We start from the raw sequence: 14,651 nt of genomic DNA on the forward strand, positions 1-14,651 counted from the left end.
ACCGCTCCCCGTCCGATGGACGCCCGAGCGCTGGCGGCCCTGGCCGCCAACCCGGGCTGCCGCCGCCGCGCGCTGCTGGACGGGGCCGGGGTCGACAAGGGCGCGCTGGCGCAGGCCCTGGGGGCTCCCGCGAACTTCGGCCAGTCGCAGTTCGCGCATCAGCGCGGCAATTCCTTCGAGGCCCGGGTCAAGGCCGACGGCGGCGCGGATCTGGTGCGGCTGCTGCACGAGCGGCTGCGCGACGGCTCGGAGCCGCCCGGCCCCGGCGCCGTCGCGACCCCCGATCTGACCGCGCCCGGGCCGCAGGGCCGCACGGCCCGTACGGCGCTCGCGCTGCGGGAGGCCACGGCGGCGGGGCGCTGGGCGCTGCTGGACCATCCGATGGTGAGCCTGGACGTGGCGGGCTCGCCCGCCTTCCTGGAGCCGGACGCGGTCGTGGTGCACCCCGACGGGTCGTGGACGGTCATCGAGATCAAGTCCTTCCCGATGGTGGACGGCTCCGCCGACCCGGCCAAGGTGGGCGCGGCCGCCCGGCAGTCCGCGGTCTACACGCTGGCGCTGGAGCGGGTGGCGTCGATGGTCGGCGAGCCGGAGGAGGGCGGCGGAGACACCGCGGCGGCGGTGGAGGCCGTGGACGCGGCGGAGACGGCGAGCGCGGCGATGACGGCTGAGGCGGCCGGGGCAGCTGAAACCGCGGGCCAGACGGCCCCGGCGGACGCGGCGGCCCCGGCTGGGACGAAGGAGGCGGCAGCCTCGGCGGACCCGGCCGAAACGGCGGCGCAGGAGGGCTCGGTGACCCCGGCGGAGGCCGCTCCCGTGCGGGCCCGGGCCCGGGTGCGGCATCAGGTGCTGCTCGTCTGCCCCAAGGACTTCTCCAATCTGCCGACCGCCGAACTGGTCGATGTGCGCAAGCAGCTGGCGGTCACCAGGCGACAGCTGGACCGGCTGACCCGGATCGAGGAGATCGCCGCCGCCCTCCCCGAGGGCACCACCTTCGACCTCCGGCTCACCGACGACGGCCGGAGCCCCACCCGGCCGGTCGATGAGCTCACGGCCGCCGTGGACGCGGTGGACGCGGCGTACGCGCCGGAGTGCCTGTCCACGTGCGAGCTGGCCGCCCACTGCCGGACGCGGTCCCGCGCGGCGGGACAGGTCGAGGCGCTGGGCCGTGGCGTGCGGGGCGAACTGGGCGGGCTCACCACCGTGGACGCCGTCCTTACGGCCGCCATGAACGGCCCCGCCGACGAGGCGCCCACCGGTGACCCCGCCGTGGACGCCCTGCGCCGCGCGGCGGCCCTGCGCGCCGAGGCGCTCGCGTCCCGCCCCGAGGCGGTGGCATGTCGCTGATCACCACCCTGGCCCGGATGGAGGCGGTCCGGGAGGGGCGGGCCCAGCCCCTGACCACCGTGCGCCACCGCCATCTGTCGGAGCGTCCGCTGGCGTTCGTCCCGCTCACCACCGCCGGTGAGGCGGGGGCGCCGCTCGGGGCGCTGGTGGGCACCGACCGGGACGCGCCGCGGCTGCTGATCGTGGCCCAGCCGCGCGACCGCGACCTGAGGTTCGCGTTCCTCGCCGAGCTCGCCGAGGAGATCCAGCCGTATCTGGACTCGTACGGGGACGAGGTCGAGCTGGAGGAGCGCAAGGAGACCGATCCGGAGACCGGTAAGAAGGTGCCGGTCCAGGTCGAGCTCTGCCAGGACGCGCCGCAGCTGCTGGTGCCCAGCGCCGCGGGCGTGGCGTTCGTACGGCTGCTGGGCCGGTCGATGCGGTTCCGGCGGACCGCCGAGCAGGACCCGGAGACGCCCTTCCCGGCGCCCGCGCGGGTACCGCTGCTGGGGCGGTGGCTGACCCACTACGGGGAGCGGGCGCGGGTGCCCGGCTCCTGTCTGCTGCTGTCGCTCACCGAGCTGCTGAGCCGTCACTGGGCGACCGGGCAGAGCAATCTGGAGGACCAGCACCTGGGCTCGCTGCTGGCCTGGATCGACCCCCCGGAGGGCGTACCGGGCGCGGAGGCGGCACTGCGGGCGGAGTCGGAGCGGGACGAGACCGGCCAGTTGCGCTGCCCGCCCGCCGGGCCGTCCACCGACCCCGCCTTCGACAACAAGCTGCTGGCCCCGGCGATGTCCCGCTATGACGCGGCCCGTGCCGAGGCGTCGCAGGGCGTGGCCGGGGGCACGGCGCGGCTGCGGCTCGCCGAGGCGGAGCTGCGCGGGCTGATCGAGTCGCAGCTGCGGCCCACCTGGGACGCGCTGTGGCACGGGGTGGATCTGCTGCGCGCCCTCCCGGAGGGCGCGCGGGTGGCCGACCGCTGGAAGCGGGACCGCTGGTCGTACACCGGCCACCGGGACCGGGTCCGGGCCGGGGAGCCACCGCAGCCCAAGCTGGACGACGCGGTGACGGCGGCGCAGAAGCTCGCCGCGCGCGAGACCGCGCAGGCCCAGCTGGACGCCCATGAGGCGCTGGACGATCCGCTGGTCATGGCGGGGCGGCGGCTGGCCGGTGAGGCGTTCGCGGGCGAGGTGATCGATGTGGAGATGGCCTGGTCGGACGCGAAGGTGCCGCGCCCGCGCCCGCTGGTCACGATCCGCACCGAGGACCGTCCGCACCTGGCCGAGCGGGTCAAACTGCACCGGGTCACGGCCGACGGCAGGGCGCAGAGCGGGGAGTTCGCGGGTTTCGCGGACCTGGACGGTGCCGACGTGCCCGACGAGACCGACGGAGCCGATGTCGTGGACGGCCCGGGAGCCGACGTCGTGGACGGCCCGGGCGACACCAGTCCCCGCGATACGGACGGCCCAGGCGGTGCGCAAGGCGCGGGCGATGCGCACGGCGCGGGTCGTGCGCTGGTGGTGCGGCTCACCGGCGGGATGGGCCGGGGCAAGCAGCCCGAGCCGGGCACGGTGCCCGAGAAGGGCGACCGGGTGTGCTGGACGCTGTTCGAGCACGCCCCGCGCGGCGGCCCCGAGCTGCCCGACGCGGAGAGCACCCCATGGACCCACGGCGGCCCGCCGGACGCCGCCGCCCCGGCCCAGGGCCCCCAGCCCGACCCGATGACCGAGGAGGACTATCTGTGATCGGCGCGGACCCGGCCGCCGCCGCGGCCCACCCGGGCCGTGCCCGCGCGGGCGAGCCGTTCGACCCGTCGGCCGCCGCGGCGCGCGCCACCGAGGCGATCCTGCACGACACGCTGCACGGAGCGGACCGCGGCGTCGTCGTGGACTCCCCGCCCGGTGCCGGCAAGTCGACGCTGGTGGTGCGGGCGGCGCGGGAGCTGGCCGCCGCCGGGCGGCCGCTGATGGTGGTCGCGCAGACCAACGCCCAGGTGGACGATCTGGTGGACCGGCTGGCCACGGCGGACCCCGATCTTCCGGTGGGGCGGCTGCACAGCAGCGATCCGCATCCGTACGACCCGGTGCTCGACGGCCATGAGTCGGTCCGCGCCTCCGCGAAGATCGCCGACCTCGCCGGGCTCGACATCGTGGTCTCCACGGCCGCGAAGTGGGCGCACATCAAACACGTCGAACCGTGGCGGCACGCGATCGTGGACGAGGCGTACCAGATGCGGTCCGACGCGCTGCTGGCGGTCGCCGGGCTGTTCGAGCGCGCGCTGTTCGTGGGCGACCCCGGGCAGCTGGACCCGTTCAGCGTGGTCGGCGCCGACCAGTGGGCGGGGCTCTCGTACGACCCCTCGGCGAGCGCGGTGACCACCCTGCTCGCCCACAATCCGCGACTACCGCAGCACCGGCTGCCGGTCTCCTGGCGGCTCCCGGCCTCGGCCGCGCCGCTGGTCTCGCACGCGTTCTATCCGTACACGCCCTTCCGCAGCGGCACCGGCCACGGCGAGCGGCGGCTGAGCTTCGGGGTGGCCTCCGACGGCTCGGGCCCCGACCGGGTGCTCGACGAGGCCGCCGCGTCCGGCTGGGGGCTGCTGGAGCTGCCCGCCCGGCGCACCCCGCGCACCGACCCGGAGGCGGTGGCGGCCGTGGCCCAGGTGGTGCGGCGGCTGCTGGACCGGGGCGCGGTGGCGGTCAGCGAGCGGTCCGACGAGCCGCAGCCGGTCGCGGCGGACCGGATCGCGGTGGGCACGGCGCACCGGGACCAGGCGGCGGCCGTCCGGGCGGCGCTGGCGGGGCTCGGGGTCTCCGGCGTCACCGTCGACACCGCCAACCGCCTCCAAGGGCGTGAGTTCGATGTCACGGTCGTGCTCCACCCGCTGTCGGGGCGGCCCGACGCCACGGCCTTCCACCTGGAGACGGGGCGGCTGTGCGTACTGGCGTCGCGGCACCGGCAGGCGTGTGTGGTGGTGTGCCGGGCGGGGGTGGCCGAGCTGCTGGACGAGCATCCGTCCACGGAGCCGGTGCAGCTGGGCGTCACGGTGAAGTTCCCGGACGGCTGGGAGGCCAACCACGCGGTGCTGGCGCACCTGTCCGAGCACCGGGTGTCATGGCGGCCGTAAGGACGTGAGGGCGCGTTCCCGGTGGCCGTTAAGGGTGCGTCTCCGAGAGCCGGACGGCGTCTCCCCGGTGGCCGTAAGGACGGCGCGTTCCCGGTGGCCGTACGGTGCGTCACCGGGGCGAGCGGCGCGGCCATGGTTCAGGGGGCGGTGGGGTGGGGAGAGACCCCAGGTCGGCGGCGTACGGCAGGGACGCCCTTGCCCTACGCGCGACAATGGAGACGACAAGACCCGCGAACCGTACGTGTCTCACGAGCCAGGAGGAGAGATCACATGCCCGAGCCGGATTCGGCTCACGGCCCGCACGGCTCCGCGCCCCGGCGGCTGAAGCCCGCGCCCCTGCTCTTCGAGCCGGCCGCCGCCGCGTCGGACGAGGCGCACTTCTTCGACCTGGAGTCGATCGAAGACCCGCGTGAGCTGCTGTCCCGCTCGACGGAGCTGGTGCTGGCGTTCCGCGCGGCAACCGACCGGGCCATGGAGTTCCAGGCGATGGCGGCCGCGCAGCTCGCCGACCCGAGGCGGTTCGATCGGCTGACCCCCGCCGTGATCGCCGAGCGTGCCGAGTGGACCGAGGACTACGCCAAGAAGATGGTCGAGTTCGGTCGTGAGCTGATGCGGGGCGGCGAGGTGCTGGACTGACGGCAGGCGTGAGCCCGGGGCATATGCGAGCGGAAGGTACCCGATACCGCCATCCGATGTCCCGGTTTCGTCTCATCTCTCTACACCGTCCGCGCTGACGGTAAAGGTGGAAACATGAGCAGATCGCCGCAGGACTCACTTCACACCGCCGCCTTCGTCACCCCGGCAGGCGCGGACTGGCTCGCCTCGGCCAGCGCCTCCCCGCGCGGTGTGCAGGCCCTGTGGGCCGCTGCCCCGACCGCCCCGGTGACGCTGCCGTGCGGCACGGCGTTCGACGTGATCAGCATGGACGCGCTCTTCGGCCGCCGGGTGGTGGGCCGGTTATGGACCGACGGCCCCGGCACCGGACCGGTCGCGGCCCAGGGCGGCCGGGTCATGCTCTTCGCCACACCCGGGACCGCCCAGCGGCTGCCCGCGCTGCTCGGCTGGGAGGAGTGGGGCGCGGCCGCTCCCCCGCTGCTCTGCTACGGCCGGGGCGACGCGGTGACCGTGCCGCCGCTGTTCCCGCCGGACCCCGGCCCACAGGAGGCGGCGCCCCTGGAACACGACGCCCCGGAGTCCGGCGTCGCCCCGATGCCGTCGCCGCGCTGGCTGGTCGCGCCCGATGTCCGCGCCCCCTGGCTGCCCGGCCCCGAGGTGCTGCTGTGGGCGTGTGTGAGGGCGGCGCGCGCCGCCGGTGGTGATCTTGTCTGCACGGCCGTGACCAGCGAACCCGCCGCCTTTCCGGGCTGAAACTTATCGATTTTCGCTCCGTGGCGTCCGGGTGCTAAGGTCTCCTACGTCAGCAGGCGCCGCTAGCTCAGTTGGTTAGAGCAGCTGACTCTTAATCAGCGGGTCCGGGGTTCGAGTCCCTGGCGGCGCACAGACAGTGAAAGGCCCCTCACCTCGGTGGGGGGCCTTTCGCGTACCCCGGCGACACGGGACGCGGGTGACGGCGGACTCACACCGCCGGGCCCACGAGCCGGGTGACCGCCTTCACCGCCTTGTCCGGGCCGGGCATCGCGAGCGCCTCCCGGCGCAGGGTGTGCGCCGCCGCGGCGTACGAGGGCTGCTCCAGCAACGCGAACAGATCCAGGGCCAGCCGGGCGCCCGCCGCCCGCGCCCCGGGTCGGGCGGCGTCGAGTGCGTCTGCGGGCAGATACATTCCGGCGCCCGCGCGGGCCAGCCGCGCCCCGTTCAGCTGGTGCTCCAGGCGGGGCGCGACGACCAACTGCGGCACCCCGGCCATGGCGGCGCCCAGCACCGCCGCGCCCCCGCCCTGGTGGAGCAGCGCCCGGCAGCCCGGCAGCACCCGGTGCAGCGGCCCGGCGGGCGGCCGCCCCTCGGCGGCGCTTCCGACCCTGACGACCTCCACGCCCCGCGCCTCGGCGGCCCACAGCGCGGCCCGTACGGCGTCCGGCGGGCCACCGGCGTCGTCCCACGCCGCGCACACCCGCACCGGCCCTGAGCACCTGGGGCCACCGCCCGGTCCGCGCCGCCCGTTCGACGCGGCGGTGTGGCGCCCGGGGTGCCCGGGGTGCCCGGGGTGCCCCGGGTACTCGTGGCGCCCGGGGTGCCCGGGGTGCTCCTGGCGTGTCCCGGCGCGGCGGGCCTCGTACGGCGACGGCGTCTCGTCCGGCGACGTCCCGTCGTGCGGCACGAAGCGCACCGGCAGCCGCCGCGCCCGCGAGGGCAGCGCGAGGCTCGGCGGGCAGGGGTCGAGCCACAGGTCGGGCTCGCGCGCCGGATCGGCGCCGTAACGCCGCATCAGCCGGGCGTAGCCGGGCAGCGGCGGGCCTTCCAGCCGCTGCCGGTCCAGCCGCAGGACGGCCGCGCTCCCCCACAGCTGGCCGACCGCCGGCACGCCCAGCGCCCCCGCGGCCACCGTGCCCGCGTACGCGCCCGCGTCATGCACCACCAGCTCCGGCTGCCAGCAGCGGGCGAAGGCCACCAGGCCCTGGGCCATCGCCTCGGCGATCCGCACCTGCCGGTCGCCGCACGCGCGTAGCACACCGTGCTGCTCCGGGGTGAGCGCGGCGGGCCGCACCGGCCATTCCGCGGGCCAGATGCCGCGCGGGCGGCGCGCCGCGTCCGGCGGTCTGACCACCGCCATGGGCAGCGCGCCGATCTGCACCGGCACCAGGCCGGTCCGGGCGACGGCCGCCGCGCACTCGGACGGCACCGCGACCCGCACCTGGTGTCCGGCCTCGAGCAGGGCGCGGGCCAGCGGCACCATGGGGACGAGATGGGCGCCCGAGGCCCAGGTCGTGAACAGGACGCGCATGGTCACCTCCCGCGGAGGTCGAGCCGACCGGACCGACCCGTCCGGCCGATGGACATGACACCGAGCCGACCCCTCACACCCGCCGGCGGGCTCAGCGGCGCCCCGCGAGCGTCAGCGTCTCGCCGGTGATCGCGCCGTTGGCCGCCGAGCACAGGAAGACGAGAGCGCGGGCGATGTCCTCGGGGGTCGTGGGGCTCTCGGAGGCGATGGGTGGTCGGTCGGGCGAGGTCGGCGGCCGGTCGGGCGGGGTGGGACCGGGGCATACGGCGTTGATCAGCACTCCATCCCCGCCCACCTCGCCCACCAGCCCGCGGACCAGACCCCGCAGCCCGGCCCGCGCCACCTCGTGGAACTCCCCACCCGGGTCGCCGTCCGGCATATGCGGCGGGGCCACCAGCGCGATCCGGCCCCAGCCGCGCTTCCGCATCCCGGCCACGGCCCACTGGACGGTGCGGATCGCGGGCGCGAAGGCGTCGACGACCAGCGGCCGCCAGTGCTCCTCCGGGACGTCCTCGAACCGGGCGTGCGGCTCGCGCCGCGCGCCCCTTCGCCGGGCGGCCGCCACCAGCACGTCCAGCCCGCCCCAGTGCTCCTCCACGGCGGCCACGACCCAGCGCGGCGACGCGGCGTCGTCCAGGGCGTACGGCACCGCGAAGGCCCGGCCCCGATCCGGTCCGGACAGCTCGACGGCCAGCCCTTCGGCGGCCTCGCGGCGGTGCCGGAAGGCGAGCGCGACCCGGGCGCCCTGCTCCGCGAAGGCGCGTGCGGCGGCGCTGCCGATGGCGCCGGTGGCCCCGGTGACCAGGACCGTGCGCCCCTCCAGGCCGAGGTCCAACATGGGCGCTCCTCGCGGTCGTTCCCACTGAGAAGGCCATGGTCGCCGCCGTGACTCGAGCCCGCCTCGACCCGCGCCCGACCCTGTCCGGTGCCTCGCTCGGCGGCTATCCGGCGTTTCGCTGGAAGGCGGAGCGATAGCTGTGCGGGCTGGTGCCGACGACGCGCTTGAAGCGGTCCCGGAAGGAGGTGGGCGAGCCGAACCCCACCTGGGAGGCGATGCGCTCCACGGGGTGGGTGGTGGCCTCCAGCAGATACTGCGCCTGCCGGATCCGGGCGCGGTGCAGCCACTGGAGCGGGGTGGTCCCGGTGTGCTCCCGGAAGCGGCGGTTGAGGGTGCGGGTGCTCATGCCGACGTGGGCGGCGATCTCGTTGAGGGTGAGGTCCCGTCCGGCGTTGTCCTCCATCCACCGCAGCAGGGGTTCGAACAGCGATCCGCGCGGTACGGGTGGCTGGTCATGGACGATGAACTGGGCCTGTCCGCCCTCCCGTTCCAGGGGCATCACCGACAGCCGGGCGGCGTCGGCGGCCACGGCGGAGCCGTGGTCGCGCCGGATGATGTGCAGACACAGGTCGAGCCCGGCCGCGGCGCCCGCCGAGGTGAGGAACTGGCCGTTGTCCACATAGAGCACATCCGGGTCGACCTGGATCTTCGGATGGAGCTCGGCGAGCAGCGCGCCGCCGAGCCAGTGCGTGGTGGCGCGGAGACCGTCGAGCAGCCCGGTGGCGGCGAGGACGAAGGCCCCGGAGCAGATCGAGGCGATACGAGTGCCCCGCCCGGCCGCGTCCCGCAGCGCCTCGACCACCCCGTCGGGGAGCGGGAGCAGGGGGTCGCCGCGGCCGGGCACGACGATGGTGTCGGCCTCGGCGAGCGCCTCGAGCCCGTACGGAGCCTGGAGGGCGAACACCCCGGCGTCGACGGTGGGGGCGGGGGCACAGACCCGGACCCGGTAGGGCTCCCGGCCATCGGGCAGCCGGGTGCGGGTGAACACCTCGATCGGGGTGGCCAGATCGAAGGCGATGACCTGGTCCAGCGCCAGGATCACGACAGTGTGCATGGCCTCAACCTAGGCCGTACGGGGCATGGCGCCAATGCCGGGGTGGCGAGAAGCCGGTGTGCAGCTGGTTTCCAGCCGTCGGCCCCTGGGGTGTCAGGTACGGCCGCACACCCCGGCGTCGGCGATACGGATCGAGGGGTTGCCGTAGGCCATGCGCTGGAGGATCTTGCGATAGATCGGCGTATGACGCAGCGCCCGCGCGAGACGGGGGCGCACCCGGGTGGTGAACGCGCCCTGCGAGAGGATCGCCCGGCTCTGTAGGGTCTGCATCCGCATCACCGCCGCGATATCGGGCCCGCGCCGCCGCTCGAACTCCGCCAGCCGCCCGGCGCTGGTGTCGCCGTCGGCCAGGGCGCGGGCCAGCAGGGGGTGCAGCACCACCGCGTCCTGCACCGCGAGGTTGATGCCCTGGGCGCCGATCGGGCTGTGGGTGTGGGCGGCGTCGCCGATCAGCACCAGCCCGTCGGCCACCCAGCGCTCGGCACGTGCGGAGAAGACATCGAGCACACCGAGGTCGGCGGGGGTGCGGATCTGATCGCGGATCAGCGTGGCGTACCGCGGCACGGCACGCGCCAGCCGCTCCTTGACGTGATCGAGGCCGAGGGCGGCGATATGGCCGTAGCGCCGGTGCGGCAGGGTCCAGCCGATCTGGATCCGGTTCGGCCAGGAGCCGTAGACCAGCACCGGGCCGCCGCCGGTGCGGTACACCCGTACATCGCGGACCGGCGGCTCTTCCGGGGGCGTGACGAGGGTGCACCACAGCACATCCTGGGCGAACGCGTCGGCGCGGCCCGCCCCGATGCCCGCGAGCCGCCGGATCCGCGAGAACCGGCCGTCCGCGCCGACCACGGCCCGGGCCCGGACGGCACAGCGGCCCGGCGGGCCTTCGGCGATGACCCCGGCGATCCGCCCCTCCCGCCGCAGCAGCGCCCCGGCCCGCCGCCCGGGCAGATAACGGAAGCCGGGCGAGCGGCGGCAGCGGGCGAGGAGCTCGTCCAGCAGATGGGAGCGCACCACGCTCAGCAGGTGGTCGTGCGGGGCCGGAAGCAGCCGGTAGTCGGCCTCCAGCAGCACCCGCTCGCCCTCTATCACCAGGAACCGGTGGTGCTCATGGGCGCCGCGGGCGCGGGCGCCGGCGAGCACATCGAGCGCGTCCAACAGCTCCATCGCGCCGGGCTGGAGTATTTCGCCGCGGACCACGCGCTGATGCGCGCGGGCGCACTCCACCACGGTCACCCGAGCCCCCGACCGCAGCATCAGCAGCGCCAGCACCAGACCGGCCGGGCCGCCCCCGACCACGCACACATCGGTGTCGATCTCGCGCATCATCGCGCCTCCTGCTGGTCGGGCTCAGGGTCCAGGGCTCAGGCCATGGGCATCGGGCATCGGGCGCCCGTGACAGCCCCTGGACGCGCTACGGCTCCGCTTGCCCGCGCGGGGGGATCGGGCAGCGGAGCCGTAGCAGGCCCGGCTGAAGGGCGGCGCCGGGCGTATTGGGGGGATGGTTCACCGGACGGGGACGGCTGGTACGGGGGCTGTGGGCCGGGGGACCGAGGCTGGGGGCTGCGGGCTGCGGGCCGGTGGCCCGGGGGCTAGGCGGCGAACAGGTCGAGCACCGGGCGGCGCCAGTGGCCGTCCAGGTCCAGATCGAGCGCCGGGTCGGAGGCGAGCACCGCCTGCTGGAGCTTCTGAAGCCGCGGCGACGGCTCCAGCCCGAGGTCCTCGACCAGTCTGGCGCGCAGCCCCTGGTAGACCTCCAGTGCCTGCCAGGGGCGGCCCGCGCGGTAGAGCGCGGCCATGCACTGGGCGTGCAACCCCTCGTGCAGCGGATGACGGGCGGTCAGCTCGGTGAGCTCCGTGAGCAGCTCGGCATGGCGGCCCAGCCGCAGATCGGCCTCGATGCGGCGCTCCAGGACGCCGAGCCGGCTCTCCTCCAGACGGGCAAGCTCGATCTCCAGGACCGGCCCGACCTTCACATCCACCAGCGCGGGACCGCGCCAGACGGCCAGCGCCTCGCGCAGCAGCAGGGACGCCTGGACATCGTCCCCGGCGTCCAGCGCGTCCCGCCCCGCGGCCACCAGCCGGTCGTACTCATGGATGTCCACCGCGCCGGGCTGGGCCTCCAGCACATATCCGCCGTAGCGCGTGGCCAGCACGTCCTTGGAAGCCTGCGGGGCCTGTGGTCCATAGGCCGCGGCCAGCCTGCGGCGCAGCTGGAGGATGTAGGTCTGCAAAGTGGTGAGCGCGCTGCGCGGCATCTGCGTGCCCCAGATTTCCTCCATAAGAGTGGGCACCGGGAGCATCTGGTTGGCGTAGACGGAAAGCAGTGCAAGGATCTGGCGCGGCTTGCCCGCGCTGGGCACGATCGACTGACCGCACGCCTCGACGCTCAGCGGCCCCAACACCTTGATGTCCATGGTCGTGTACCTCCGTCAACGGTCCGTCAAGTGCCTCCTGGCCGCGCGGCCCTGCCACCGAGGCATCTAAGAGCCTCGCTTGTGGGCGGCCTGTGCGGCCAGTGCCGGAGTAACGAGCTCGATATGAGTTCCAGAGCCCCGCACCATGACAAATTCACACCCCTGGCGATGAGAGAGTCCGCGATGACCGATACGCCCATCCCACATGAGCCTCCGAGCCCCGCCGCCCCGGCTCATCCCGCCGAGAACGCCGAGGTCACCAGGGTCACCGGGGCCGCCAAGACCGCCGAAGCCGTGCGTCCGCCCGCCGAGGACGACGACCTGGTCATCGAGGACCTCTCCGACGCCGCCTGGCCCATCCCCGCGCCCGGCATCTGCATCTGCACCGTCGGCGCCGAATGACCGGGCCATGACCGGCGAACTGGGCTTCACACCACATCTGCGGGTCGAGCCGGTGCCCGGCGAGGCCGTCTATCTCGTCTCCGAGCACGGCGTCACGGCGCTGCACGGGCGGGCGATCGCCGCGCTGGCGCCGCTGCTCGACGGGTCGCGGGACCTCGCCCACATCCTCACCGAGGCCGCCGCGCCCGGGCGCTCCGCGGGCCCGCCCGGCGCGGTCCCGCCCAGCGCGGTCCCGCCCGCCGCGGTCCCGCCCGCCGCGGTCCTGCCCGGCGCGGTCCCGGCGGGCGCGATCCCGCCCGGGCAGGCCGAGCGCGTCATCGCACGTCTCCGCGCGGCCGGGCTGGTCTCCGAGCGGGAGCACGCCTGGACCCCCGAGGAGGCGTACTGGGAGCTGGCCGGGCTGGGCACGGGCGGTTCCGCCGCGGCCCCCGCGCCCGCATCCACCCGCCCCGCCGTGGCCCCGCTGGTCCTCGGCTCGGCCGACCCGGACGAGGTGGTCCGGGCGCTGCGCGTCGCGGGGCTGAGGGCCGTGGACGGCGAGCCGGCGGACCCGAGGTCGGTGAACGCGGAGGCGGCGGACGGCGATCCGACGACCTCGGGGGCCAGTAGCCCTCGGCGAGAGATATGTCAAATCGCCTTCCGTCAACATGACGCCGCAGAACTCACCCTTGTGGTGTGCGATGACTACCTCGACCCCCGGCTCGCCGCCGTGGACGCCGCGCACCGCGCCACCGGCCGTCGCTGGCTGCCCGTCAAACCGGTGGGCACCCAGGCGTGGCTGGGCCCGTTCCTCGGCGCCCCCGACGATCCGTGCTGGGTCTGTCTGGCCGACCGGCTGTGGCGCGGACGGCAGGCCGAGGCGTACCTCCAGCGCCGGCTCGGCCGCCCCGGACCCGTGCCGCGGCCGCCCGCCTCCCTGCCCGCGAGCCGCGCCGCCGCGCTCCAGCTCGCCGCCCTGGAGGCCGCCAAGTGGCTGGCCGGGTACCGGCACCCGGGTCAGCGGGAGCTGCGCACCCTGGACAGCCTCACCGCCACCGTGGACCGCCATCCGCTCTCCCGCCGCCCGCAGTGCCCCGGCTGCGGCGATCCGGCGCTGGTCGCGGCCCGGATACGGGCGCCCCTCTCGCTGCCCTCGCCACGGGAGCCACTGGCCGAGACCGGTACTGGTACCGGTACCGCTGCCGACGTCACCGACACCTCCCCGCGCGGGATCATGGAGCGCTACGGACATCTGGTGGACCCCGTCACCGGGCTGGTCACCGAGATCCTGCGCGATCCGCGCGGCCCCGCCGTCCTCAACTGCTTCCACGCCCGCCACCCTTCGTACGCCGGAGCGGGCTCCCACGACTCCTACGCCGGAGCGGGCCCCCACGGCGGCCTGGACGCTGTAAGGGCCGGGCTGCGGGCCGCCGCCCACGGTAAGGGCCGCACAGCCGAACAGGCTCGGGCGAGCGCGCTGTGCGAGGCCCTGGAGCACTACAGTGGCCACTTCCAGGGGGACGAGCCGCGTCAGCGGGCCCGCTACCGCGATCTGCGCCCGGAGGACGCGGTGCATCCGGACACCGTCCAGCTCTTCGACCCGCGCCAGTTCCCGGACCCTGCCCTCCCCGCGCGCCACCGCGTCCACGATCCGTTCGACGAGGGCGCGGAGCTGGACTGGACCCCGGTGTGGTCGCTCACCGCCGAGCGCCACCGGCTGCTGCCCACCGCGCTGCTGTACTACGGCGCCCCGCAGCCCCCGGGCCGCCGCTGCTGCCGGGCCGACTCCAACGGCGCGGCGGCGGGCGGCACCCTGGCCGACGCCGTGGTACGGGGCTTCCTGGAGCTCATGGAGCGGGACGCGGTCGCCCTGTGGTGGTACAACCGCACCCGCCAGCCCGCCGTGGCCCTGGACGCCTTCGACGATCCGTGGCTGGCCGAAGTGCGCGCCGCCCACCGGGGCGTGCGGCGCGAGGTGTGGGCCCTGGACCTCACCACCGACTTCGGCATCCCGGTGGTCGCCGCGCTCTCCCGGCGCCTCGACAAGCCCGCCGAGGACATCACCTTCGGCTTCGGCGCCCACTTCGACCGGCACACCGCGCTGTGCCACGCGCTGGCCGAGCTGAACCAGATGCTCCCGGCGGTGGTCGAGGCCCGCGCCGACGGCGGGGGTTACGGCGCCGCCGAGCCCGAGGCGCTGCACTGGTTCCGTACCGCGACCCTCGCCGACCACCCGTATCTGACCCCCGATCCGGCCGCCCCGCCGCCCCCGGGGATGTCCGGCCCCCCGGCGCCCCCGGAGGGCGGTGCGCTCGCCGCCGTAGGGGAGTTGGTGCGCGGGCGCGGGATGGAACTGCTGGTGCTGGACCAGACCCGGCCGGATGTGGGGCTGCCGGTGGCCAAGGTCCTGGTGCCCGGAATGCGCCCGCACTGGGCCCGGTTCGCGCCCGGCCGGCTCTTCGACACCCCCGTGGCACTCGGCCGGCTGCCGCGGCCCACGCCCTACGCGGACCTCAACCCGATTCCGTTTTTCCTGTGATCCCCCGTGATATCCGGTAACTCCGCGTACACCATGAGCCTTCCACAGGGCCTCTCCACCCCAGGTG

General features: G+C 75.3%; 12 protein-coding genes and 1 tRNA gene. 8 read left to right on the forward strand and 5 right to left on the reverse strand.

Annotation, left to right across the window (positions count from 1 at the left end; translation table 11 throughout):
• Positions 1-15: 15 nt before the first annotated feature.
• The 6 genes from ABD329_RS30930 (at position 16) to ABD329_RS30955 (ending at position 5,954) form a co-directional block, all read left to right on the forward strand.
• Positions 16-1,347 carry a hypothetical protein gene (locus tag ABD329_RS30930; protein WP_246618522.1) on the forward strand — a complete coding sequence of 444 codons (1,332 nt, stop codon included), beginning with the start codon at positions 16-18 and terminating at the stop codon, positions 1,345-1,347.
• The gene (locus ABD329_RS30935; protein ID WP_198277659.1) at positions 1,338-3,074 is read left to right on the forward strand and encodes a hypothetical protein; all 1,737 of its coding nucleotides are present in this window, start codon (positions 1,338-1,340) and stop codon (positions 3,072-3,074) included. The genes ABD329_RS30930 and ABD329_RS30935 overlap by 10 nt, the downstream gene beginning before the upstream one ends.
• Complete coding sequence (locus tag ABD329_RS30940) at positions 3,074-4,456, forward strand: AAA family ATPase (RefSeq protein WP_309142742.1); 1,383 nt, start codon at positions 3,074-3,076, stop codon at positions 4,454-4,456. The genes ABD329_RS30935 and ABD329_RS30940 overlap by 1 nt, the downstream gene beginning before the upstream one ends.
• 270 nt (positions 4,457-4,726) lie before the next feature.
• Positions 4,727-5,092 carry a hypothetical protein gene (locus ABD329_RS30945; RefSeq protein WP_198277660.1) on the forward strand — a complete coding sequence of 122 codons (366 nt, stop codon included), beginning with the start codon at positions 4,727-4,729 and terminating at the stop codon, positions 5,090-5,092.
• Positions 5,093-5,206: 114 nt separating this feature from the next.
• Complete coding sequence (locus ABD329_RS30950; RefSeq protein WP_198277661.1) at positions 5,207-5,824, forward strand: bifunctional DNA primase/polymerase; 618 nt, start codon at positions 5,207-5,209, stop codon at positions 5,822-5,824.
• A 56-nt stretch (positions 5,825-5,880) separates the two neighbouring features.
• Positions 5,881-5,954 (forward strand) — tRNA-Lys (locus ABD329_RS30955).
• A gap of 78 nt (positions 5,955-6,032) precedes the next feature.
• On the opposite strand, the gene ABD329_RS30960 is transcribed toward ABD329_RS30955, so the two are convergent.
• From ABD329_RS30960 to ABD329_RS30980, 5 genes are all read right to left on the reverse strand, one after another.
• Entirely contained in the window at positions 6,033-7,355 is a 1,323-nt protein-coding gene (locus tag ABD329_RS30960) for a nucleotide disphospho-sugar-binding domain-containing protein (RefSeq protein ID WP_344317218.1), read from the reverse strand.
• Between the two features lie 91 nt (positions 7,356-7,446).
• Positions 7,447-8,193 carry an SDR family NAD(P)-dependent oxidoreductase gene (locus ABD329_RS30965; protein WP_344317219.1) on the reverse strand — a complete coding sequence of 249 codons (747 nt, stop codon included), beginning with the start codon at positions 8,191-8,193 and terminating at the stop codon, positions 7,447-7,449.
• A 103-nt stretch (positions 8,194-8,296) separates the two neighbouring features.
• On the reverse strand, positions 8,297-9,247 hold the full coding sequence (locus ABD329_RS30970; RefSeq protein WP_198282008.1) for a GlxA family transcriptional regulator: 951 nt from the start codon (positions 9,245-9,247) through the stop codon (positions 8,297-8,299).
• Between the two features lie 93 nt (positions 9,248-9,340).
• Complete coding sequence (locus tag ABD329_RS30975; RefSeq protein WP_198282009.1) at positions 9,341-10,576, reverse strand: FAD-dependent monooxygenase; 1,236 nt, start codon at positions 10,574-10,576, stop codon at positions 9,341-9,343.
• Positions 10,577-10,839: 263 nt separating this feature from the next.
• Positions 10,840-11,664 (reverse strand): AfsR/SARP family transcriptional regulator, encoded by an 825-nt coding sequence (locus ABD329_RS30980; protein WP_037953152.1) that lies wholly within the window; start codon positions 11,662-11,664, stop codon positions 10,840-10,842.
• Positions 11,665-11,847: 183 nt separating this feature from the next.
• Between ABD329_RS30980 and ABD329_RS30985 the strand changes: the two genes are divergently transcribed.
• Together ABD329_RS30985 and ABD329_RS30990 are read left to right on the forward strand one after the other, a co-directional pair.
• Positions 11,848-12,066, forward strand: a complete 219-nt coding sequence (locus tag ABD329_RS30985) for a hypothetical protein (RefSeq protein ID WP_198282352.1) — start codon at positions 11,848-11,850, stop codon at positions 12,064-12,066.
• Positions 12,067-12,073: 7 nt separating this feature from the next.
• Positions 12,074-14,584, forward strand: a complete 2,511-nt coding sequence (locus tag ABD329_RS30990) for a TOMM precursor leader peptide-binding protein (protein ID WP_344317221.1) — start codon at positions 12,074-12,076, stop codon at positions 14,582-14,584.
• Positions 14,585-14,651 lie beyond the last annotated feature (67 nt).

Source organism: Streptomyces javensis (assembly GCF_039525925.1).
Taxonomy (GTDB): Bacteria; Actinomycetota; Actinomycetes; order Streptomycetales; family Streptomycetaceae; genus Streptomyces; species Streptomyces asiaticus.

Excerpts from the sequence above, each read along its gene's own strand:
- ABD329_RS30935 (WP_198277659.1), top strand. The coding sequence starts at position 1,338 with ATGTCGCTGATCACCACCCTGGCCCGGATGGAGGCGGTCCGGGAGGGG.
- ABD329_RS30960 (WP_344317218.1), bottom strand. The coding sequence starts at position 7,355 with ATGCGCGTCCTGTTCACGACCTGGGCCTCGGGCGCCCATCTCGTCCCC.
- ABD329_RS30980 (WP_037953152.1), bottom strand. The coding sequence starts at position 11,664 with ATGGACATCAAGGTGTTGGGGCCGCTGAGCGTCGAGGCGTGCGGTCAG.
- ABD329_RS30945 (WP_198277660.1), top strand. The coding sequence starts at position 4,727 with ATGCCCGAGCCGGATTCGGCTCACGGCCCGCACGGCTCCGCGCCCCGG.
- ABD329_RS30930 (WP_246618522.1), top strand. The coding sequence starts at position 16 with ATGGACGCCCGAGCGCTGGCGGCCCTGGCCGCCAACCCGGGCTGCCGC.
- ABD329_RS30990 (WP_344317221.1), top strand. The coding sequence starts at position 12,074 with ATGACCGGCGAACTGGGCTTCACACCACATCTGCGGGTCGAGCCGGTG.
- ABD329_RS30950 (WP_198277661.1), top strand. The coding sequence starts at position 5,207 with ATGAGCAGATCGCCGCAGGACTCACTTCACACCGCCGCCTTCGTCACC.
- ABD329_RS30970 (WP_198282008.1), bottom strand. The coding sequence starts at position 9,247 with ATGCACACTGTCGTGATCCTGGCGCTGGACCAGGTCATCGCCTTCGAT.
- ABD329_RS30985 (WP_198282352.1), top strand. The coding sequence starts at position 11,848 with ATGACCGATACGCCCATCCCACATGAGCCTCCGAGCCCCGCCGCCCCG.
- ABD329_RS30965 (WP_344317219.1), bottom strand. The coding sequence starts at position 8,193 with ATGTTGGACCTCGGCCTGGAGGGGCGCACGGTCCTGGTCACCGGGGCC.
- ABD329_RS30975 (WP_198282009.1), bottom strand. The coding sequence starts at position 10,576 with ATGATGCGCGAGATCGACACCGATGTGTGCGTGGTCGGGGGCGGCCCG.